This is a genomic window from Paenibacillus lignilyticus (genome assembly GCF_017942085.1).
Taxonomy (GTDB): domain Bacteria; phylum Bacillota; class Bacilli; order Paenibacillales; family Paenibacillaceae; genus Paenibacillus_Z; species Paenibacillus_Z lignilyticus.
Genome location: NZ_JAGKSP010000018.1, coordinates 43,509 through 65,387, shown reverse-complemented (window position 1 = coordinate 65,387; position 21,879 = coordinate 43,509). Strand labels below are relative to the sequence as shown.

General features: G+C 49.5%; 21 protein-coding genes. 8 read left to right on the top strand and 13 right to left on the bottom strand.

Annotation, left to right across the window (positions count from 1 at the left end; all coding sequences use genetic code 11):
• Nucleotides 1-164: 164 nt before the first annotated feature.
• A complete protein-coding gene (locus I8J30_RS27560; protein ID WP_210663666.1) occupies nucleotides 165-1,166 on the top strand; it encodes an ABC transporter substrate-binding protein in 1,002 nt (333 codons plus the stop codon).
• Nucleotides 1,167-1,239: 73 nt separating this feature from the next.
• Here the strand turns inward: I8J30_RS27560 and I8J30_RS27555 are convergent, their stop codons facing one another.
• On the bottom strand, nucleotides 1,240-1,791 hold the full coding sequence (locus tag I8J30_RS27555) for a DUF2812 domain-containing protein (RefSeq protein ID WP_210663664.1): 552 nt from the start codon (nucleotides 1,789-1,791) through the stop codon (nucleotides 1,240-1,242).
• A 6-nt stretch (nucleotides 1,792-1,797) separates the two neighbouring features.
• Nucleotides 1,798-2,130 carry a PadR family transcriptional regulator gene (locus I8J30_RS27550; RefSeq protein WP_210663662.1) on the bottom strand — a complete coding sequence of 111 codons (333 nt, stop codon included), beginning with the start codon at nucleotides 2,128-2,130 and terminating at the stop codon, nucleotides 1,798-1,800.
• Nucleotides 2,131-2,330: 200 nt separating this feature from the next.
• Here I8J30_RS27550 and I8J30_RS27545 point away from each other — a divergent pair, with 200 nt between their 5' ends.
• The gene (locus I8J30_RS27545) at nucleotides 2,331-4,073 is read left to right on the top strand and encodes a M28 family peptidase (protein ID WP_210663660.1); all 1,743 of its coding nucleotides are present in this window, start codon (nucleotides 2,331-2,333) and stop codon (nucleotides 4,071-4,073) included.
• A 392-nt stretch (nucleotides 4,074-4,465) separates the two neighbouring features.
• On the opposite strand, the gene I8J30_RS27540 is transcribed toward I8J30_RS27545, so the two are convergent.
• Complete coding sequence (locus I8J30_RS27540) at nucleotides 4,466-4,858, bottom strand: winged helix-turn-helix transcriptional regulator (protein ID WP_210663658.1); 393 nt, start codon at nucleotides 4,856-4,858, stop codon at nucleotides 4,466-4,468.
• 155 nt (nucleotides 4,859-5,013) lie between these two features.
• On the opposite strand from I8J30_RS27540, the gene I8J30_RS27535 reads away from it, so the two are divergent.
• Nucleotides 5,014-6,267 carry an MFS transporter gene (locus I8J30_RS27535; RefSeq protein WP_210663656.1) on the top strand — a complete coding sequence of 418 codons (1,254 nt, stop codon included), beginning with the start codon at nucleotides 5,014-5,016 and terminating at the stop codon, nucleotides 6,265-6,267.
• Nucleotides 6,268-6,291: 24 nt separating this feature from the next.
• Complete coding sequence (locus tag I8J30_RS27530) at nucleotides 6,292-7,137, top strand: aldo/keto reductase (protein ID WP_240548431.1); 846 nt, start codon at nucleotides 6,292-6,294, stop codon at nucleotides 7,135-7,137.
• Nucleotides 7,138-7,513: 376 nt separating this feature from the next.
• Here the strand turns inward: I8J30_RS27530 and I8J30_RS27525 are convergent, their stop codons facing one another.
• The 8 genes from I8J30_RS27525 to I8J30_RS27490 all read right to left on the bottom strand — a co-directional run bounded on the left by I8J30_RS27525 (nucleotide 7,514) and on the right by I8J30_RS27490 (nucleotide 17,624).
• Nucleotides 7,514-8,377: a protein kinase family protein gene (locus I8J30_RS27525; RefSeq protein ID WP_210663654.1), complete on the bottom strand. Its 864-nt coding sequence runs from the start codon at nucleotides 8,375-8,377 to the stop codon at nucleotides 7,514-7,516.
• A gap of 136 nt (nucleotides 8,378-8,513) precedes the next feature.
• Nucleotides 8,514-9,359, bottom strand: coding sequence for a carbohydrate ABC transporter permease (locus I8J30_RS27520; RefSeq protein ID WP_210663652.1), 846 nt, complete (start codon nucleotides 9,357-9,359; stop codon nucleotides 8,514-8,516).
• Nucleotides 9,360-9,372: 13 nt separating this feature from the next.
• Nucleotides 9,373-10,275, bottom strand: coding sequence for a carbohydrate ABC transporter permease (locus I8J30_RS27515; RefSeq protein ID WP_210663650.1), 903 nt, complete (start codon nucleotides 10,273-10,275; stop codon nucleotides 9,373-9,375).
• Nucleotides 10,276-10,363: 88 nt separating this feature from the next.
• The gene (locus I8J30_RS27510) at nucleotides 10,364-11,746 is read right to left on the bottom strand and encodes an ABC transporter substrate-binding protein (protein WP_210663648.1); all 1,383 of its coding nucleotides are present in this window, start codon (nucleotides 11,744-11,746) and stop codon (nucleotides 10,364-10,366) included.
• 155 nt (nucleotides 11,747-11,901) lie between these two features.
• Entirely contained in the window at nucleotides 11,902-13,182 is a 1,281-nt protein-coding gene (locus I8J30_RS27505) for an extracellular solute-binding protein (protein ID WP_210663647.1), read from the bottom strand.
• 27 nt (nucleotides 13,183-13,209) lie between these two features.
• Nucleotides 13,210-14,196: a substrate-binding domain-containing protein gene (locus tag I8J30_RS27500; RefSeq protein ID WP_210663645.1), complete on the bottom strand. Its 987-nt coding sequence runs from the start codon at nucleotides 14,194-14,196 to the stop codon at nucleotides 13,210-13,212.
• A 12-nt stretch (nucleotides 14,197-14,208) separates the two neighbouring features.
• Nucleotides 14,209-15,996 (bottom strand): cache domain-containing sensor histidine kinase, encoded by a 1,788-nt coding sequence (locus I8J30_RS27495; RefSeq protein ID WP_210663643.1) that lies wholly within the window; start codon nucleotides 15,994-15,996, stop codon nucleotides 14,209-14,211.
• A gap of 2 nt (nucleotides 15,997-15,998) precedes the next feature.
• Entirely contained in the window at nucleotides 15,999-17,624 is a 1,626-nt protein-coding gene (locus tag I8J30_RS27490) for a response regulator transcription factor (protein WP_210663640.1), read from the bottom strand.
• Between the two features lie 226 nt (nucleotides 17,625-17,850).
• Between I8J30_RS27490 and I8J30_RS27485 the strand changes: the two genes are divergently transcribed.
• The 3 genes from I8J30_RS27485 to I8J30_RS27475 are packed head-to-tail and all read left to right on the top strand — an operon-like array spanning nucleotide 17,851 to nucleotide 19,265.
• Nucleotides 17,851-18,297: a hypothetical protein gene (locus I8J30_RS27485; RefSeq protein ID WP_210663638.1), complete on the top strand. Its 447-nt coding sequence runs from the start codon at nucleotides 17,851-17,853 to the stop codon at nucleotides 18,295-18,297.
• 7 nt (nucleotides 18,298-18,304) lie between these two features.
• Nucleotides 18,305-18,517 (top strand): helix-turn-helix transcriptional regulator, encoded by a 213-nt coding sequence (locus I8J30_RS27480; protein WP_210663636.1) that lies wholly within the window; start codon nucleotides 18,305-18,307, stop codon nucleotides 18,515-18,517.
• 19 nt (nucleotides 18,518-18,536) lie between these two features.
• Nucleotides 18,537-19,265, top strand: coding sequence for a DUF4386 domain-containing protein (locus tag I8J30_RS27475; RefSeq protein ID WP_240548430.1), 729 nt, complete (start codon nucleotides 18,537-18,539; stop codon nucleotides 19,263-19,265).
• A 75-nt stretch (nucleotides 19,266-19,340) separates the two neighbouring features.
• Here the strand turns inward: I8J30_RS27475 and I8J30_RS27470 are convergent, their stop codons facing one another.
• Nucleotides 19,341-19,547, bottom strand: coding sequence for a hypothetical protein (locus I8J30_RS27470; RefSeq protein WP_210663729.1), 207 nt, complete (start codon nucleotides 19,545-19,547; stop codon nucleotides 19,341-19,343).
• A gap of 258 nt (nucleotides 19,548-19,805) precedes the next feature.
• On the opposite strand from I8J30_RS27470, the gene I8J30_RS27465 reads away from it, so the two are divergent.
• Nucleotides 19,806-20,210, top strand: coding sequence for a CBS domain-containing protein (locus tag I8J30_RS27465; protein ID WP_210663634.1), 405 nt, complete (start codon nucleotides 19,806-19,808; stop codon nucleotides 20,208-20,210).
• 217 nt (nucleotides 20,211-20,427) lie between these two features.
• On the opposite strand, the gene I8J30_RS27460 is transcribed toward I8J30_RS27465, so the two are convergent.
• Nucleotides 20,428-21,690, bottom strand: coding sequence for an MFS transporter (locus tag I8J30_RS27460; protein WP_210663632.1), 1,263 nt, complete (start codon nucleotides 21,688-21,690; stop codon nucleotides 20,428-20,430).
• Nucleotides 21,691-21,879: the final 189 nt, after the last annotated feature.

Below are 21,879 nucleotides of genomic sequence, written 5' to 3'. Positions count from 1 at the left end.
TGTAGAAAAGAATAAATGCACTTCGTAATTTTAGGCGATGAGCACTTCGATGTCAATGAGAGTGATTCTCAAAATCATTGACATCCGAATATATCCCTGCTATAGTTGCTATCTGTGAAAGCATTGATAATCATTTTCAAATACGAAAGGAAGTTATTTGCGTAATGATATCCGTTTTGAAGAAGAAGCACATGTGGTCCGTCTCTGTTCTGTTGCTTACTTTCGCACTCATCTTGTCCGCTTGCGGGCAGTCCGATTCCGGCAATAATGCTGGCAATAACACGGGTAATGCATCGAATTCGCCGGCAGCGAATTCGGAAGAACATAAGATCACGCATGCAATGGGAGAGGCCACGATTAAAGGGACTCCGCAGCGTATCGTGGTATTGACGAACGAAGGAACAGAAGCTTTGCTGGCACTGGGCGTGAAGCCCGTTGGCGCTGTTAAATCATGGACAGGCGATCCGTGGTACGAGCATATCAAAGCAGACATGGAAGGCGTCACGGTAGTTGGCGAAGAAAGCCAGCCGAACGTGGAGCTGATTGCCAGCCTGAAACCGGATCTGATCATCGGCAACAAGCTGCGCCAAGAGAAAGTATTCGATCAGCTGAATGCAATCGCACCGACGATCTTCTCGGAAACGCTTCGCGGAGCATGGCAGTCGAACTTCATGCTGTATGCGGATGCGCTGGGCAAAAAAGCCGAAGGCGAGAAAATCATCCAAGCCTACGATGACCGCGCTGCTGATTTCAAAGCGAAGGCAGGCGACAAGCTGAACGAGAAAGTCTCTGTCGTGCGCTTCATGGCAGGCAAAACGCGTATTTATCTGGATGATACCTTTACGGGACTCGCGTTCTCCAAGCTTGGCATTACCCGTCCTGATAATCAGAAGAACTACAAGGATACATTCGTAGAAGAAATCACGAAGGAACGTCTTCCGGAGGTAGATGCGGATCGGTTGTTCTACTTCACTTACGAGACCGGTGACGGCAAAGGTTCGGCGATGGAAGAGGAAATGCTGAAGGATCCGCTGTGGCAGAGCCTGAACGTCGTGAAGAACAAGAAGACGACTCGCGTGAGCGATGCGATCTGGAATACAGCGGGCGGTGTCATTGCAGCAAACCTGATGCTCGATGAGCTGTTCAAAATCTACGAAATCAACTAATCATAGAAGTCAAAAAGAGGCTGAGACGTCCTGAGTAACAGGGCGCTTTCAGTCTCTTTGTCTTTGTCTATTTCTATTTCGTAAGTTTATTGATCTTGTTTCTCATCTTCAAGTAGCCAACCAGCAGCAAGGCGAAGAGGAAGATATACATGACCGCTAAAGGAATGATTATGCCCCAGAACTGATCGCTGCGAGGCAGCAGGTTCACCATATTCATCGTACATAATCCAAAATTCAGGAGCAGCATCAAGCCCATTGCACGCTGAATTTGCTTATAATGCGCGGCAAGCGAATCGCGGTCGGAGTATAGACGAGGCATCTCTCCGGGCTCCCACTCTCTGCGAAAATAGTGCCAAATTCCTCCGTAGGAGGTCATGTACTCCCAGCCCGCATCCCGGTACAGCTCAATATATTCCTGGAGCTTGCCGTTCTTCTTCGTCAGACCCGCTTGATAGTCCAGGCAATAGGTATATCTTACGGTCTCATCTCGAACGAAGGTACTGCTCAAGAAACCGGGTTTCCGGAGATGCAGGCCGCGAGCGGATTGCTCGTTCATCCACTTTTCCTCATTCTCGTAATCCCAGCTCAGGTTCAACCGATACTTTTTCTCCGTGTTTGGTTTCATCTCAGATCACTCCTTGAATGAAATTTGAGCCAGCTGTCCGGCTCTCAGAAGCTCTTCTAATCGAAGCATCTCGGCAGCTACGGCTGTCTTGCCGTCCTCTGTGACGGCATACATCTTCCGCCTTGGATCGAGGCCATCCGGTGCGGGGAATGGCGTAATGAGCCCTTTGTTCAGCAAGGTGTTAAGTGCCGTATAGAGCGTGCCCGCCCCGATCTTCACCCGGCCGCCGCTCATCTTCTCGACGTCCTGCATAATTCCGTAACCGTGGGAAGGCGCTATATGCAGCGCCACAAGAATGTAATAAAAGGCTTCTGTAAGGGGCAAGGAATCTTTGACCATAGGGTTCACTCCCTTCGTACTTATATCGCCAGTCGATATATCTTATAGCGATATAATACTCCCGGATATATCGAGTGTCAATATAGTTTGCGCTCAAATATCGGAAAACGGGCGGACATCTCGCGAACATTGAACGTTTTACCAAAATTTAACCGATTCTGAGCTATCATAGCTGTAGATGAATTGCAGGGGGAGGAAGTATGAATAAACGAATAGCGATGGTAATTATGCTTATCGTAGTTATCGCGGGGCTCTGGATCGGTTTTCTGCAAATGCGGCCGCCGTCACCGCCATCGGAATCCGGTGCGGATTATCCGGCTTTTCAACGGATGCTTGCCAATTTGACAGCCATGACCGTCGCGCCGCATCCATCCGGCTCCAAGGAGCTGGAAGCCGTACGAGCCCATCTACTGGGGCAAATTCGAGACATGGGCTTGGAACCGACCGTAGACGAGGAAGTGTACACGGCCGCCGACTTGGAAGCGGAGCATCTGGCCCAGGATGGACCGCCGAGAGAGGTTCGAATTGAAAAGGAGAAATCTTCGTCGGGAGACAAGAAGCCTGCTCCGGGAAGTAAAACGGTTGAAGTTATTCACAGAGAAGGACCGCCATTGAAAGATCTGGCCTTGAGCAATATTTGGGTGAAACTGGACGCGCCTGACACGGACCGCGGCGTCCTCATGCTGGCTCATTACGACAGTGAGGACAAGGCCCTCGGTGCGGCCGACGATATGGTTTCCGTAAGTTCCCTGTTGGAAGTCATGCGCGAACAAGGGAGCCGCCCCGAGCTGCTGAAGAATGATCTCTACTTCCTGTTTACGGATGGGGAGGAGGAGAGCGCGTTGGGTGCAAAAGCTTTCGTGAAGTCGCATCCGGAGCTTACGAGTAAGATTGATCTTGCCATTAATTTCGATGCGCGCGGGGATCGCGGGGGCCTGCTCATGTTTGAGACCTCTGCGCCGAACCATGGGCTTTTGCGGCATTTTCAAGCGGCAAGCTCTCATCCGATTGCGTTCTCATTCACAACGGGGCTGTACCGCAAAATGCCCAACGGCACGGATTTGACCTTCTTTATGGATGCGGGATATTCGGGGCTTAATTTCGCAGTGGCAGAAGGCGTGGAGCATTATCACCGAATGACGGATAACGTTGAAAATCTGGATCGCGGCACGGCTTATAACTTCTTGCAGACTGCCATGGAAATGGCTGAGTATGCCGCAGGGCATGAGCAGATTGGAGGGGCAGGCAGTTCAACGAGGGATAGTGTCTTCTTCACTTTCTTGCCCGGCCATCTTGTAGTCATGACTGATATAGTCGCTTATTTCATAGCCGCATCGGCAGTATTCGCTTCTTTATTCTGGTTATTGATGCAGCTTCGGCAGGGCAGGGTTCAGCTGCGTCAAATCCTTATTGGCACGGGCTGGTTTGCCGGGATGATAGGGGGCATGGGACTGCTGAGCTGGGGACTCGTCTTATTCGCGACACAGATGATGGGGCTGAGCAAACGGACGAATAATGACGATGTATTTCTCTGCCTGTTCGTTGTACTTAGCTTAATCATCTTTGCTGTCATGTACTTCAGGATGCGGAGTCAATCGCTTGCCGAAGCGCTGGCTGGCTTGCTGCCGATTCAACTGCTGCTCACAATCGGAACCGTACTCTTGTTCGTTGAGCTGAGTTACGTATTTGCCTTATCGACACTGGGCATGTTGATTGTCGCCCTGATGGATAGGCATCGTATAGGACGGATGGTTGCATCGTCCGTGCTCGGTTTCGGCATCTTGGTGCTTTATGTACCGGTAGGCTGGCTGATCTTCGTCATGTTTATGATGCCCATCACGCCGCTTGTTATTGCTTTGAGTGTACTGCCATTTTCGATTCTTAACGCATTCTTTGCAACAACCTATAAGCCGGACTACAAAGCAGCTGTCGAGCTGAAATAAAAATGAAAGCTCCTCTATTGGTCATGCCCTCGTCAAGCAAGACAATTAAAAAAACCAAACTGCAACAACGCGCATCGATACTCAATCGGTGCGCGTTGTTGCAGTTTGGCTTGGAAAACGAACGAACTCCGGAGCACTTCCACGTAGCTAATGCAGGTATTGGAAATTCTAACGAATCGTACAGGTCTTATTTGTTCCAAAACCCCAGCATTTCTGCTTCATTCTGCTAAATAAGACCTCTATGATTCGTTAGAATTTTGAAGGTGCCATTTTAAACAAAATAAGGCTTCTACAATTCGTTAGAGCGGCGAGGACTCCGGAAGCTTGGAAAGTTGACTGGGCTAGCTTGGCGATTGGCAAGTGTACTCCAAAAACTTGATTTGGAATTCTAACTATACGAGGGGGCTTTCTATGTGACTGTCTTTATTATTCAGAATGCTATCCTCCAGCACAGCGGATCGATCGCCATACTCTTTAATAATATGCGTGTCTCCCCAATTGCACAGTGCATTTAAGATGGCTTCCAAGCTCCAGCCATAGTCGCTGAGCTCGTATTCCACTTTAGGCGGAACCTGGTTGTAGCTGATCCGATTCACGATGCCGTCATGCTCTAATTCCCTGAGCTGCTGCGTTAACATCTTCTGCGTGATGCCCGGCATGAGGCGTCTGAAATCACTCGTTCGTTTCTTGCCATGCGTCAGATGACAAAGGATGACGCATTTCCATTTTCCGCCGATTACCTCCAGCGTCGCTTCCACGGAGATGTTGTATTTCTTCTTGAGCAATGGCCGTTCCTCCCCGAACCTAATAGGCACTTTTTAGTGCGTATAGTACTTAGAAGTGCCTATATCACTTTAAAGTACGTACTGTTCATACAAACTTATTTCACCTATAGTAGCACTTACCGGCCGGGAATATCAAACGAAAGAAGGCATCTCACTTGCCACTCGATAAGAAAAGAAGTACATTAGCCCTGCTTGCGCTTGCCATAAGCGCTTTCGCAATCGGGACGACGGAGTTTATCAGCGTGGGGCTGCTGCCTCTGGTCTCGAAAGACTTGAACATATCTGTGACTACATCCGCTTTAACGGTAACTATATATGCGCTTGGAGTAACGTTGGGAGCTCCAATATTGACTACCTTAACGACTGGTATTCCGCGCAAAACTTTGCTGTTATGGATCATGCTTGTCTTCATTGCGGGAAACAGTCTTGCGGCAGGGGCCGGCGGGATCGGCATTCTGCTCGCAGCTCGCGTGGTCTCTGCTTTCGCGCACGGCATCTTCATGTCGATCGGCTCCACTATTGCGGCTGATCTCGTACCTGAGAACCGCAGAGCGAGCGCTATTGCGATTATGTTCTCCGGGCTTACCGTGGCGACCGTTACAGGCGTGCCGCTCGGGACATTGATCGGTCAAGAATGGGGCTGGCGGGCTGCCTTTATTGGGATCGTCGTGATCGGCATCATTGCCTTGATCGCCAACTTGATCTTGATTCCTGCGAATATGCGCAAAGGGAGCCGTACGCCGTTTCGCGAGCAGCTTAAGCTAGTCACGAATGGACGGCTGCTGCTGGCATTCTCCATCACCGCAATTGGATACGGGGGCACCTTTGTCGTCTTCACTTATTTATCCCCGTTGCTTCACGATATAACCGGATTTAAAGATACGACGATCGCGGTCATTCTGCTCGTATATGGCGTGGCTATTGCGATCGGCAACGTTATTGGAGGTAAGGCGGCCAACCGCAAGCCGGTGTCTGCATTGTTCTTTATGTTTATTTTGCAATCCATCGTGCTGCTCGTCTTAACGTTCACCGTCCCGTTTAAAATTGCGGCGCTGATTACGATTTTCTTCATGGGGCTGCTGGCTTTCATGAACGTGCCGGGCCTACAAGTATATGTCGTGCTTTTGGCTGAACGTTATGCGCCCAAAGCGGTTGATGTCGCGTCTGCTGTTAATATTGCCGCGTTTAATGCGGGCATTGCGATTGGCGCCTTTATGGGCGGCGTCGTGACGGACTCTATCGGGCTTGTTCATACCGCATGGGTTGGAGCATTGATGGTCTTCGGAGCGGTTATCTTAACGGGGAGAGCGCGCGTCTTGGAGCGGAGAGCCGAAGCAAGTGCTGCATCGGAATCCGGATCTGTTACTTCGTCTACAACTACAACTACATCTACATCTACATCATACTAAACATAAATACAGGAGGTTTTTCTTATGATTTCGAAACATGTACAGGATACAACAACATTACACAACGGTGTGAAGATGCCTTGGCTGGGCCTCGGCGTATTTCAAGTGGCGGAAGGGGATGAGCTTGTCCAAGCTGTCAAAACAGCGATTAAACAGGGCTATCGCAGTGTAGATACAGCAGCCATTTACGGGAACGAGCAAAGTGTGGGGCAGGGCATTCAAGAAGCGATATCGGAGTCCGGGATCGCCAGGGATGAGCTGTTCGTGACGTCGAAGGTGTGGAATGCCGACTTGGGCTACGAGGCTGCGCTGGCTGCTTATGAGACTAGCTTAGCAAAACTAGGCCTCGATTATCTCGATCTGTATCTCATCCATTGGCCGGTGAAAGGTAAATACAAAGAAGCTTGGCGGGCACTCGAAACGCTCTACAAAGAGGGCCGAGTACGAGCGATTGGCGTGAGCAATTTCCAAATCCATCATCTTGAAGATGTGATGAAAGATGCGACGGTTACACCAATGGTGAACCAGGTAGAGCTCCACCCGCAATTGTCGCAGCAGGAGCTAAGACGATTCTGCGCGGAGCATGGCATTCGAATCGAAGCGTGGTCTCCGTTAATGCAAGGCCAACTGCTGGAGCATCCTGTGTTAAAAGAAATCGCCGACGCTCATAACAAATCGATTGCTCAAGTCATCCTGCGTTGGGATCTGCAGCATGGCATTGTGACGATTCCGAAGTCAACGAAGGAACATCGCATCATCGAGAATGCGTCGCTGTTTGATTTTGAGCTCTCGAGCGGTGAGGTGGCTCGCATTGACCAGCTGAACCAGAACCTTCGCATTGGCCCGGACCCGGACAACTTCGATTTCTAAGATGGGTTCGCCCAGCGGAATATGCGACAAAGAAATGTTGCCTCCAGGGCAACATTTCTTTGTCGTTTAGAGAGTGATTAGAAGCTGTCCGCAAGAGAGGTACTGGTTACCGCACAGTGGCGGGAAAGGGGGAAAGTAGCTGCAAGAGAGGTACTGGTTACCGCACACTGGCGGGAAAGCGAGGGAGAAGCTGCAAGAGAGGCACTGGTTACCGCACATTGGCGGGAAAGCGAGCGAGTAGCCGTAAAGAGAGGTACTGGTTACCGCACACTGACGGGAAAGCGGGAAAGTAGCTTTAAGAGAGGTACTGGTTACCGCACTTGGTGGGAAAGCGAGAGAGCAGCCACCAAGAGAGGTACCAGTTACCGCACATTCGCTAAGCGTTCGTCCAAACCTCGTAGTAGTCAGCGATGGTTGGATACCGATCGTCTTTCTCCGCGCTAACCGCGCGTAGAGCTGCGAGGTACTGCTTCTCGGAAGCTTGCCATTTAGCGATAGAACGGTCCATACCGCCGCCCATCAACTGAAATGCGGTGGCCCCCATTACGAAAACATTGGAGCGTTCATCAATCTCGGCGCCTAGCTGGAATTCTTCCGGAGACATGTACCGACTGGATCCCCACATTCGCCCCATCGTATTGACTACGGGTCTCTTGCTGTACACTTCAATGTCGCAAACCATGGTCCGTTGCGTGCGGAAGTCATACATGATACTGCCATCGTAGAAATCTAAGGCGATATAACCGCAATTGTTGGTATGAATGTGAAATAGCAAGAGGTCTCTGTAGATCGCCAACTTCTCTTCAATCGGCAAAGCTAAGAATTTATCATGAGACTGATATTGTCTGCCCATACACTCGCCTTCGAACCACTCATAGACCGTCAGATAGCCACCGGGAATTTCCTTGTGCGCGATCATATCAATGAGCACCGGATGACGTAAATCCTCATAAACAACTATGGTGGACCGAAGTCGAGCGATGGCTGCTTCCGGACTGACATTACTCTCTAATGTGGCAGCACCGGCCATTTTCAAGAACAGCTTCCTGTTCTCGCTCTTGCTCTCGTTCTCGCTCTTGCTCTTGTTCTCGTTCTCGTTCTCGCTCTGAACGCCAAAGCACAGGTATCCCGAATCCTGCTTATCGAATACGGCAAAGACCTTGCCGTATTCGCAAAGAAAATCAAAGTCAAAATCTTCTTTCAATCCGAAGGAAACGCCATCGATGGTTCTTGTTATCATCTCTGCCTCCTTGAATTAATCGATAATCGATTCGCCACTATCCATTTATTACAAGTATAACGGAATCCGTCCAGCGAAAGCGAAAAAAAGGGCTCTCCCACAAGTCATTCATGATGACGATGGGAAGCCCTTTTTTTTATTTAACGGCGCCAGCGGTAATGCCGCTCGCGATTCGACGTTGGAAGATGATGTACATGAACAGAACAGGTACGATCGTAATGAGCAAAGCGGCGAATAAGGGACCCCACTCGGTACGATACTGCATTTCCGCTCGCATGACGCCAATCTCAACCGGCAATGTATATTGCAGGGGATCATTTACGAGGATCGTCCCTACGATATATTCGTTCCAGATGTTCAAGACATTAATGATCGCCAGGGTGATTAACCCCGGCTGCGACAACGGCAGCATGACCCGGAAGAACGTGCCGAAATAAGAAGTACCGTCGACGATAGCCGCTTCCTCCAGTTCCTTCGGCAATGATTTAAAGAAACCGACGAGCACGAAGATTCCGAAAGCCAGCAAGCTTGAGGCATAGACGACGATCAATCCGAGCTTCGTGTTGATCAAGTGCATCGAATTCATTAGGAAGAACAATGGAATTAGAGCCAGCACGAACGGAATCATCATCGACGAAATGTAGAGCAGATACAGCATGTTGCTGCCTCTGAACTTGTATCTTGCCAGCACGTATGCCGTCATAGCCGATAAGATAAGGCCGAGCCCCGTAGAACCCGCTGTGACCACAAGCGAGTTGATGAAATAGGTGCCGAAGTTGTAATTGCTCCATACATAGGAGAAATTGGACCACAGAAGCGGGAATTCCGGTAAGGCCCACGGCGCGTTGCGGAAGAATTGCTCGTTATTTTTCAAAGCGTCCAGGAGTGTCCAAAACAGCGGGTATAAGACCGAAATGCCCCATACGACCAGGATTCCATAGAAGAATAGTTTAGCGACTGGATTTCTTAAACCTACAATCATCTCGAAGCCCTCCTTAACTCATCTCGACGGTCTCATGACGCATTAACCGCTGAAGTACGATTGTCGTAATCAACGACAAGATCAAGATGATAAATCCGATCGAAGCACCATAGCCGAAATGATATTGGCGGAATGCCATTTGGTATAAATAGGAGCCCATAACCTGCGTGCTGTTATCCGGACCGCCCTCGGTCATGATCCACACGATCACGAAAGAGCCGTTAAGCGTCGTCATCATGATATTGAGCGTCGACACTTTAATTTGCTCCCAAACGAGCGGAAGGGTAATGTTGCGGAATTGCCCCCATTGACCCGCTCCTTCTAAGCTGGCGGCTTCGTAATAGGAGTCCGGAATGCTCTGGATCGCGGCGATCAGGAGAATCATATAAAATCCGATACCGGCCCAAATCGCCGGAGGCAGCAGCATCCAAATCGTGTGATTCGTAAATCCAAGCCAGGTGATCGTAACCTGTTCTTTCGTGAATAGCGACAGAAACGCGTTCAGGAACCCGATTTGCGGATTATATATGAAGTTCCACAATACGCCGATAACGACGACGGAAATAACATTCGGAATGAAGAAAATCGAACGGAAGAACCCTGACAGTCTAAAGCCGAACCGGGTAAGCGCAACAGCGAAAAAGGTGGCGATCGTCATAATGCCGATAACCTTGCCCACTACCAGAAAATAATCGTTGCCAATCGCTCTCCATACAATGGGATCGTGAAACAATTCCTTGAAATTATCCAAGCCGATAAACGTTTTATGCTGCGACATGCCGGACCAGTCGAAGAACGAGAAATACAATCCTTGCGCAACCGGATAAATCGTAAATACCCCAAAGAACAATAGAGTAGGGATAATGAAGGTTGCGATAAATACATTACGCTGCCACTTAGCCGTTCTATGAGTCATAGTGCCTGCCATCCCTCCGAGTAAATTCGCAGAGAAGGATCGAGGCGGCTGCCCCGATCACCCTCCGCGTTAAGCCTCTGAAGGCTTATTATTTACTTACTTTTTTCACTGCGTCAGTTACACGTTTGACCCACTCTTCAGGGGTGATTTTGCTGATTGTAAGGGCATCCGTTGCATCCATCATCGCTTTATCCACGTCCGCGTTGTAAGTGATCGTCGGGATAACAACTGTATTTGGATCTGTTAGGTATTTCGCAGCATCTTTAACGAAGTTCGGAGCGTTGGAAGCGCTGATATCGCCTTTGATGTTGGAAGGTGCGCCGCTCAGCTCTGCCCACTGGGAAGCTTGCGCTTTAGAGAAGATGAATTGCAGGAATGCTTTCGCTGCATCTTTGTTCTTCGCATCTTTAGCGATGGCTACTGTCGATGTAGAAGTATTCGCTACTACTTTGCCGCCTGCATCTTGCGTTACGGAAGGAATGAAGCCGAAGTCGAAGCCATCCGGAATGTCTTTGGACATTTCGTTAGGCAGCCATAGGCCGTTCGGGATAAACGCATCCTTGTTTTGCAGGAAGAGCATTTGCGAATCGGTGTGGTTGATTTGAATCGACGCCGGATCGATGAAGCCTTTGTCGCGCAGCTCTACGATTTTGTTCAAAGCCGTAAGTACGGCAGGGCTTTCGAAAGCTTCTACTTTGTTCGCTGCCATGTCTTGAAGGATGGTGAAATCATTATTATTCGCCGAAACGATGGCCGGGTACAGAATCGATCCGTTGATGTAGTACGGATATTTACCTGTGTGGATAAATGGATTGATGCCGGCCGCTTTGATTTTGTCGCTTGTGTCCAGGAAGGATTGGAAGTCTGTAGGCTCCGTCCAGCCTTTTTCTTTGAACAAGGCTTTGTTCCAGAACACGCCCCATGAGTTAAGTACGAGTGGAATGTTGTATACTTTGCCGTCGAACTGCTGCGCGGGCTGTGCCAGAATATCGGTGATGAGATCGCCGTCGATGTTCTTGGCATCCTTCAGCCAGTCGGTCAAATCTTCAAGCTGGCCATCTTCAACCATTTGGCGGTCATTCAAGCCGGCGCCGTCGATGTACACGAAATCAGGCGGGTTGCCTCCGATCCAACGCGGTTTCATTTGCTCATTGATTTGCGGACCGCCGGATTGTTTGATTTTCAGATCCGGGTTAGCGGCTTGGAAATCGCTGATAACTTGTTTCCACCATTTGTCGCCGTATCCGCCAACGAAATATTGAATTTCGAAATCGCCGGTTAATTTAGCGGTTGTATCCGTGGAGGTGTTAGTGGTATTGGTTGCTGTTGTGTTCTCCGAGGCATTGGCCGTCGTATTTTCGGTTGTCGTGCCCGCAGCCTCGTTGTTATTCTTGGAACCGCATCCTGTTAGTGATACGGCAGCCAGAATGCTGGCAAGACCGATTGCAGCCATTTTTTTGTTCATGGTCATAAAAGCAAACCCTCCCAATAATGATGATTTACGCTTCCTTAGGTCGTTCACAAGTGAACTCCAGCGCTTGTTCTCATCATAAGGTGGGAGGGCTTAAGTCTCTATCGAATATCTTCCACGAATTCTTTGTTTTCTTCTTTTCTTATTTTGCTGCGTTACCGGCCGCTCTTCGTTTCGGCGAATTGCTGCAGCTTGTCCAAGGCGTCTTTGGGAGTAAGGTGCTCGTAGAGGACGGCATCGCCCATCTTGCGGGCGTAATCGAGGACCGCTTGCCAAGCGGGTTCTCCAACCGGATAAAACATCGCTTTGCTCAGCGCATCGAGATTGCCTTTCATGACATTATCTTGTATGGACATCCGGCTGCCTACCGTACTCGTAACAGGGAGGAGGCCTTCGCGCTTGATCATATCGCCATAGGCCGAATCGTCGTACAGGAAATCCATAAACTTGGACAACGCTTCTTTGTTCGTATGATCCGTCTTAAAGGAGATGAGCACGTCCTGCACGGCGAACGTAATCGGAGGCTGCCCGTCTTTCACGGGGATTGGGCCTTTGTCCCACTTGAGCGCGGGAAATTCCTTCGGTACAACGGAAGTGAAGTAGTTGCCCGAGATGAGCATGGCAAGTCCGCCTCCGCCCAGAATCCGCTGCTTCTCGTCACGCGTCGTAACGGTCGGCTCGGGATCGGTTAACCCTTTATCGAACAACTGCTTCAAGTACGTCAATCCCGCGATATTCGCAGGGGAATTAATCGTCCATTTGCCGTCCTTGGTCCAAGAGCCCCCGGCTCCGTAGAAGAAATAGGAGAGATATGCTTGGGTCTCATTGTCGGTCAAATCAACGCCGAAACCATCTGCAGCGCCTGCAGCTTTGATCTTGTGCGCCGCTTTCTCTAATTCAGACCATGTGGTAGGAGGAGACTTAATCCCGGCCTTCTCCAGCAGTTCCTTGTTGTAGTACAGATTCCGCGTCGAGGCTACGTACGGCAAGGCGAACTGCGTGCCGTTCATCCGATCCATCGCGACTAAATTCGGGTAGAGTCTATCGGCAAGCTCCTTCGATATAATCGTACCCATATCATTGAGCAGGCCATCCTGGGCAAAATGAGCGTATACATTCGTATTTAGTAGATCAGGCGGTTGGTTTTTGCTAATCATCGTCGTGTAGATGCCATCAAGAATGTCCCAGTTCGCGACCTGCAGCTCGACGTCGATCAGCGGGTTTTTCATTTCAAAATCTTTCACGAGCTTCTCCAGGAACGGCTTCGTTTCCGTACTGTATTCAGCGGCCACAAACCGAATAAGCGCTCTATCCTCCTTGTCGGGAGGAGTCGGCTCTTCGCCCGATGACATACAGGAGGACAGGATGACGGATAGGAACATTACGGAAACGGTTGCCTTCCAATGCTGACGGACTGGACGGAAGAAGACGGTCATATGCGGCTCACACCCTTCTCCTAGGAATTATTTGTTCTCAATGAATGGAAACAGCAGCTTCTGATTCTCAGGCAAATACATGTTTTTGCGATTGATTACATTCGATTCGATGTAGGTAACGGGAGCCGTATTCGAGCCTTCGATCAGGCTTAAAGCTCGCTTCACGCCGAGATAGCCCATATTAAACGGCTTCTGCGCGATGACCGCATTCAAGACGCCTTCCTCCAGCAGCTGAATTTCGTAGAAGGAGCTGTCGAAGCCGATCAGCTTGATTGCACCGGCTATGTTCTGTTCCTTTAACAATTTGGCTACGCCGATGGTCGCGGATTCGTTCATCGTAATGAAGGTATTGAAGGACTGACCATCGTCCAGCAGCTTCTTGGCAATGTCGTAGGCTTTATCTTCGGATTGCTCGCCATAATAAACACCGACAATGCTGTTCTTATAGCGCTCAAGGGCATGCTTCAAACCCTCCAGCCGCTCCTTCGAGATAGTGGCATCCGCATGATCGCTTATGATCGCGATGACGGGATTCCTCTTGGTCACATTAATTGCCGTTTCTCCCGCTAACCGCCCGGCCTCTACATGATTGTCAGACACGACGACGGGGGCGGATTTCATCTCAAGCGGAGTATCGATCACGACCAATTTAATGCCTTCTTCACGGATTTGTTTGAATAAGGCAGGCATGCGGTCATCCGCATAAGGTGCCACTACGATCGCTTGCGGCTTCTGCCCGATGGCCTCTTCCAGCACGTGAATTTGCTCCTCCGCGTCGCCTTCTTGCAGCGGGCCTTGGACGTTAAGAGTGAGCCCGTTCTCTTTAGCCGCCGCCGCCGATCCCGCACTGACCGCCTGCCAGAAATCCGAACGAACGTTTAAGGACTTCAGGACGACCGTAATGCTCTTCTCATGATGGCTCGTCACGCTAAACAGCTTAAAGTAGAAAATCGAATAAACCGCTGCAATGAATAATACAAGGGCCAGCCCTATCGTAAATCTCTGCCTAAACATAGTATTCTCCCTTTAACCGAGTTTCGGGATCGAAATCGAAACGCAGGTGCCGACTTCGATTTCACTGCGAATTTGGATGCCGTATTCATAGCCGAAATACAGCTTAATCCGCTCGTTGACGTTCCTGATCCCAATGCCTTGATTGCGGGTTTCCCCTTCGACAGGGATCAGCAGGCGTTCGGCTTGCTCCGGCGTCATACCGAAGCCGTTATCCTCGACCTCGAAGATGATCTTATCCTCCGTCTGCCAGCCGCGAATGGTAATGATGCCGTCATTAATGCCGTATTTATTGCGTATGCCATGATAGATCGCATTCTCGATTAAAGGCTGAAGCAAGATCTTCAACGTTTTGAAGTCCAGAATCGATTCATCCATCTGAATTTCATATTCGAGCTCCTCATACCGCATCTTCTGAATGAGCAAGTAGTTCGTGATATGCTCGATCTCCACGCGAATCGGTACCAGCTCCTGATCCTTCGTGATACTGGCACGGAATAGCTTCGCTAATGCCGAAGTCATCAGTACGACCTCTTCATGCTGCTTCTGCTCCGCCATCCATACGATGGAATCCAAGGTGTTGTACAAGAAATGGGGATTGATCTGCGATTGCAGCAGCAGCAGCTCGCTCTTCCTCTTGCTCTCTTGATTATGAATCGTCTCTTCCATGAGCGACTTGGTTCGACTGACCATCATATTAAAGGAACGGCCGAGCTGTCCGATCTCGTTCATTTGCCCGATTTCCGTCTGAATGTCGAAGTTGCCTTTCTCCACTTGCTTCATATCGGATTGCAGCACTTTGATCGGTTTCGATAAACGATGCGAGAGCCAAACCGAGATAAGCAGGGAGATAGCCAGTCCGCACAAGGAATAGAGGAGAATCGAGTTTCTTAAGTCGTCCTTGCTCGCAATAAGATCGTCCGTGTAGGCAACGCCGGCGATTTTCCACCCGAAATTCGTATCCTGCACGGAATAAATCCGCTTGCCTTCACCGTCATTCACGACGAAGGAGCTGCCGCTGGATGCCTTGATGACGTCGGCGATTCTCTCCGTCCGCAATTTACTGTCTATTAACTGTTGCTGAGGATGATAGACAATGTTGCCGCTATTATCGACGATGAAGAGGTAGCCTTTCTTGCCTAAGTCGATATTTTTGCAGATATCATTGATGATGCTGAGGTTCAGATCGACGAGGAAGACGCCCTCCGCCGTAATGCCGTCTGTGCTTTTGAGCTCCCGGCTCAAAGAAACGACCCAGCGGTATTCGTTCTGGATAATGTTCTGCACATGGGGCGAGGAGATGACGGATTTGCCGCCCTCGCTCTTGGCCATCTGGAACCAGCTTTGATCGGACAGCTTCATATTGGGATTCAAGTTCGTAATGCGTCTGTCGGAAACGAAACGCCCATTGTAGCCAAAAACCATAATCGAAGCGATGTCATTGCGCGTGTATAAGATCGCTTGGAAGAGGTCGGATATACGTTTCTCGTAGATCCGGCGATCCTCGGCGCTGATGTACGAATTGTCGGATATGTAGTACTTCACGTCCTTGTTCGTCAATGCGAGCAAGGAAATGTTCTCCATGTTATCCACGTAGGACTGAATATTCGTGTTCACTTGTTTGATGATTTCTTCGATGTACCCCTTGGAATTTCGTTCAACCGCATCGACCGACAGCTGATAGCTAATTAAGCTCGTCAGCACGATTGCCGCAAGGATGAGGAGAGAGAACGCCAAGGAGATATTCGATTGAATGCTCTTTAACGGAAATAGGGGTATTCTTCGCGCGCGTTCGCTTGGCATCGTTAGTTTCCGCTCTCCTTAAGCTGCTTCTCTCTGAAGTCCTTTGGGGTGATACCGGTATGCTTCTTAAACAAAATGCTGAAATAATTCGGATCCTTGTAGCCGACCTGTTCGGCAATTTCATAGAATTTCATCGTCGTGTTATGAAGGAGCTCCTTCGCCCGCGCAATGCGTACCCCGGTCAAAAATTCGATATACGTTTCGCCGGTATGCTGCTTGAAGACGAGGCTGAAGTAGCTGGTGCTCATCAAGACGTGACGGCAGATATCCTGCAGCGACATCTTATCGTTGGCGTAGTTCGTCTCGATATACTCGACTGCCCGATGAATCTGCATGTTCGTCAAATGGCTGCGGTTATCGGCAATCGTGGACATCACCGAGCGCACGACATCCTTGAGCCAAATCTCGACTTCATCGAGCGTCTTGAGCCCATATACATCCATAAGCCGCATCTGCCGGTCGAAGGACGCTTCCGGATCATGGGCAACGAGCTCCTGAATCGAGTTCATCAAGGACAGCACGACCTTCTGCATCTGCAGGAAGCAGGCTTCAATCGGAGCAAGGGAGGATTTCAGCTCCGCGACACCGTCCTCGATAAGCTGAAAAGCTTCCTGGGCAGAGCCCCTCTTGACGGCGGAAGCCAGCTTGCGGTCCCAATCGAGCTGAGGAGGCAGCGGAATGGAAGGTTTGCCCTCCATATCCAATATGCTGAGCACGCGGTTCTTGCCGAGCAAGAAGCGGTAGTCCAAGACGGATAGCGCGCTTTTATACGATTCCGGCAGCTGTTCAAGATGAGCGCAGGCTCGTCCGATGCCGATCGTGACCGTAAACTTTAAGTACTTCTCGATATGGTGCCTCACTTGCTCCGCCAAGGAATAGACCTGCTCGTAGAGCAAGCTTTCGTCATCCTGACCCGATATAATGGCAACCATGCGTTCCTCCCTCGTACGGAAGAGCATAACGCCTTCGCGTTCGAGCGTTTCTTTGAAGATATCGAAAGCCGCAAACCGCAGAAACTCTACATCATGCTCATAGGAATGAAGCTCTCGGTCTCCGAAATCATCAATGTCGACGATTAGCACAACATGCAGGGGAAGCGGCGCCGGAATGCCGAAATAGGAGAACCGTTCGTTGATTTCCTCAAGATTGAGTCCTACTGCGACCAGGCGTTCGAGGAAGCGTTCTTTCAATAGAGGAAGACTCTGGTTCAATTGGCTCTTTAGCCGCCCGAGATCCTCGCGGTGCTTGGTTTCTTCGTCCATTTCTTTCTTGACGCGATCGAGCAAGGCGCGGATTTCATTGGCCGTGATCGGCTTTAGGATGAAATCGGACACTTTCAATCGTATCGCTTGCTGCGCATATTCGAATTCATCAAAGCCCGTTAATATAATGATTTTGATATAAGGAAATTGAGTAGAGATCAATCCGGCCAGCTCAAGGCCATCCATGAATGGCATGCTGATGTCCGAGATAACCAGGTCCGGCTTGTGCTGCTCGACAGCTTCCCAAGCTTCTCGACCGTTCGCATAATCGCCGATCAATTCGAAGCCATGCTCGTTCCAGTTAATCGTATTTTTCAATCCGACCCGGACGACCGCTTCATCATCTACAATAATCACTTTGTACATCGGCGTTCCTCCTGCCTACCTGCGGTAAGTATAAGCGCTATAACCATTTCAATTATGCCTTATCTATAGACCGCTTTCAAAGACTTATTATTTGATGATTGCTTAGGAAGCTGGCATAGCTGTCTATTTAATGTATAGTTAACTTGACATTATGAATGGTTTTTATTACATTATGTATATCATTATTTACTTTATTTAGGGAAGATTATAAACAGGAGGCAAATCCATGACTTACCAAGAGAAGAAGAGCATCGTTTCTTTAATCAGCACTATCGTTATTTTCGGCTCTTATTGCTTGTACATGTATTCGCAGTTCCCCGAAGGCGGGCTTGAAGCGGAGGAAGCCTTTCATTATTGGGGCTCGTTCGTCCTCATTCTCATGTTGGTCTCTATCGTTGCGCATATCCTGGTCAGTATTGTTTTTAACATCATCTTCAGAATAACCACGCAAGAAAAAGAACCGACCTTCGCGGATGAGCTGGATAAACTTATCGAGCTGAAAGCGAATCGGATTTCGTTCTTCGTGTTTATCCTCGGCTTTCTGCTTGCAATGGGGTCACTGGTCTTGGATCAGCCGTCACAGGTGATGTTTGTGATTCTGATCGCGAGCGGATTCTTATCCGATGTGACCGGCTCCTTTACGAAACTTTATCACTACCGGAGAGGAGTATAAGTCTAAGATGAGTAAGCATCTTGTCGGCAATCACATCCGCAAATTACGATTCAACCATGATGAAATGACACAGCAGCAACTGGCTGACAAGGTGGGTGTTACCAGACAAACCATCGTGGCCTTGGAGAAGGGGAATTACTCCCCGTCTCTGGAACTTGCTTTTCGCATCGCGCACGCCTTTAGCTTGCCATTGGAAGAGGTTTTCTTTTACGGGGAATAGAAAAGGAGATGGGGAAATAATGTCGCCTAAATTAGCTGCCAAGATTGTTGGGATCCTGTTCATCCTTGCAGCCGTTACATCGATGATCGCTGCTTTTATTTTGTACAAACCGATTCTAAATAATGCTGATTATCTGGTTCAAGGTTCTAAGCACGCAAACCAAGTGATACTAGGCGCGGTGATGGAATTAATGCTTGTCGTTTCCGCGATTGGTACGGCAACCACCATGTTTCCCATTCTCAGAAAATACAATGAAACGATCGCGCTGTGGCATATATGCTTTCGATTTCTTGAAGCGATTATGATTACGGTTGGCGTAATCAGCGTTCTGTCCCTAGTGACGTTAAGCCGTGAATTTGTTGCAGCAGGCGCTGTCGATGCGGCCGCGTTTCAAGTTTCCGGAACGCTGTTAGCAGCCATTCATGATTGGACCTTTCTGCTTGGACCGTTATTCATGCTGGGGATCAACACGATGATGTACAGTTATATTTTCTATAAATCGAGGCTCGTCCCGAGGTTTATCCCGATCTTGGGCATGACAGGGGCAGTTCTCGTTTTCACTTGCGCCTTGCTCGTTATGTTCGGTGTCATTGAACAAATTTCGTTCTGGGGAGGTATTCTGGCACTGCCCGTAGCAGCGAATGAAATGATTCTCGCGGTGTGGCTCCTCATTAAAGGCTTCAATGACCCAGCGCTTCATTCCCTATCTGCAAATAAGAAAGCGACGACGATAGCAGCCTCTATGTAATTGAGATAGGCGGCCATATGGAAGCGGGCAAATGGCTGATGCAGATCAACCATTTGCCATCCTCTTCAACTAGCACTACCCGCACTCCGGGTACGGCAAAATATCATGAATCTGATTGAACGGATAATGGAATGTCGCGAATTGAGTCGCGTACAAATATTGCATGACATAGACCTCGCCGCCTTGAACACCGCAGATGACGCCGGATACGCCTTGGCCGTTTCGAAGGGAGATCCCGACTGGGCGCCCAGTAAGATACATTGCTTTCTGCTGCACCGACATGTTAATCTGTGCCTGACCGGGATTTTGCATTTGACCCGGACTTTGCATGAACATACGGAATCACTCCTTTATATATTGGCAAGTCGGAGCAAGCGGAAACGTTTATCCCATGTAGTGTATGCCCTGCCGGGTCAGATGCCTTCCGCCTCTGCCCAGCGCGATGTTTAGGCAAGAATTGGTCTGGCAAGTTCTGTTTCAAATATGCGGAATCAGGGTTAAAACACTCTAGTACCCGCAACCAGAGGAGGAGCTCATGTAATGGAAATTGGATTCTTTCTGCTGCCGAAAGAAAAAGTGTCATACCTGACGACATCAGCCACCATGAAAGACGCACTTGAGAAGCTGGAAGCCTGCCATTATTCAGCAATTCCGATTATCGATGAGGAAGGCAAATATATCGGTACGTTATCCGAAGGGGATATTCTGTGGAAGCTTCGGGGGACGGCCGGACTCACCTTTGAGAATATGCACGAAATTCCGGTGATCAGCATCAAGAAAAGAATTTATAACGAGTGCGTCGCCATCGGAGCGCTCATGGACGATATGTTAACCCTCGCAGCTGACCAGAATTTTGTTCCGGTCGTAGATGACGATCGCGTCTTTCTCGGCATTATAAGGCGTAAAGATATTATTGAGTATTACACGCGCAATATTACGGACTGATCCAGTTCATCATGCTTCATCACTGATAAGAACCTATCCGACTTTTCGGGTAGGTTCTTTTGTCGTCCGGCTGTCGGAGTCATCCTCGAGACGGCTTACAGTGCAGCAGCGTCAGCTGATTTATCCCGGGAAATGGATAATGCCATGGCACAAATGGATAAAATGATAATGAAGTAGCAGACTGCTCTGACCAAGCATCGTTAGACAAGAAAAGAACCTATCCGACTGCTCGGATAGGTTCTTTCGCGTTCTCGCGAACATTGAGATACAGGAAGGCTGAGGCAATCAGCACGCCGCCTGCTACGCACCAGGTGATGGAAATCGAAGCATACTGGGCGATGAAGCCGTGGAGAAAGGAGCCAATCAGGCCGCCCAGCTGCAGGAATAACGAATTGAGCGACTGCATCGTCGAACGGTTGTTTTCGTTAAGCTGCTGATTGAACAGGGCGGTATCCGGCGAGCTGGCAATGCCGTTGCACATGAACAAGATAAAGTAAAAGGCGGTGAAGCCTGCTACTCCATGCTGTGCGGCGAGAATGAGGAACAGGATGCCGAGCGCCGAGCGCGATCCGAACAGCATGACCGTTACCGGTACCCGCAGCAGCTTGGAGAGCGGCGTGAAGAGCAGGTTCCCTGCGGACGCAGAGAGGAAATACCCGGCTGTCAGCAATCCGAATTGCCAGTTCGCGGAATCGGGGCCGAGCATGTTCTTCACCTGCGGCTGCCAGTAGGTCTCGAGGCCGGAGAATCCGAAGCCCCAAGCGAAGCTGGTTAACAGAAGCAGGAACACGGCAATCTGTTTGAATCCGTATTGCACGGAATCAGCGACCAGTTGAGGCAGCTGGCGGAAGCCGCTCAGCATGCTCTTCGATCTGCTGGCATGGATTTGCTCCACCACGAGCTTGAACGTGAGCAAGAACTGGACCAAGATCATGACGGCCATGGCAATGAAATTAATGGAGTAGATGCCTGCGCCGAAATCGGAAGTGAGCGGACCGAGCAGATCGGGAAGCCAGCCCCCGGCAAGCGCGCTTATTCCCATCGCAAGCGGGATGAAGATCCCTGCTATTGCAAGTTTGCGGCTTAAGTCGCCTTCGGGCTCAAGCCGATTGTGTTCATCTACGAACCAAGCATCAATGGATCCGGAGGAAAGTGCCCGGGCTGCTCCGAACAGGATGTAGCCGATCATAAGCGTGATCAGATTCCAAGAAACCATGACGAGCAGCACCGCTCCCAGCATGAAGAGCAAGGAGATCAGATAGACGCGTTTGCGGCCGAGCGCATCCGATAATCCGCCTGTCGGCAATTCGAGCAGCAGCACTGCCGCCGAGGATACGGCGAAGACAAGTCCGATCTCTTGCAGATTAAGTCCCTTGTCTAGCATGAACAAGCTGGAGACGGGGAGAATCAAGCCGATAATGAACCAGTGCAGCGATTGATTCAGGATATAAACGAATAATAAGGATCGGGCGGATTTCATGCGAGTAGAACCTCCTGAAGAAGATAGGTTAAAGTTTAACGGTAAATGAATAAACGAACAAGACAATGTTACATGGACAAGGTTGCGCAAACGCGTTAAACTAATGAAGAAAAAGTGGTATTTTTTGCTAATTTGTCGAAACAAAGGCGAAGAGGCTGCATCTTTATGGGGCGTCCACTTGTTATTTGG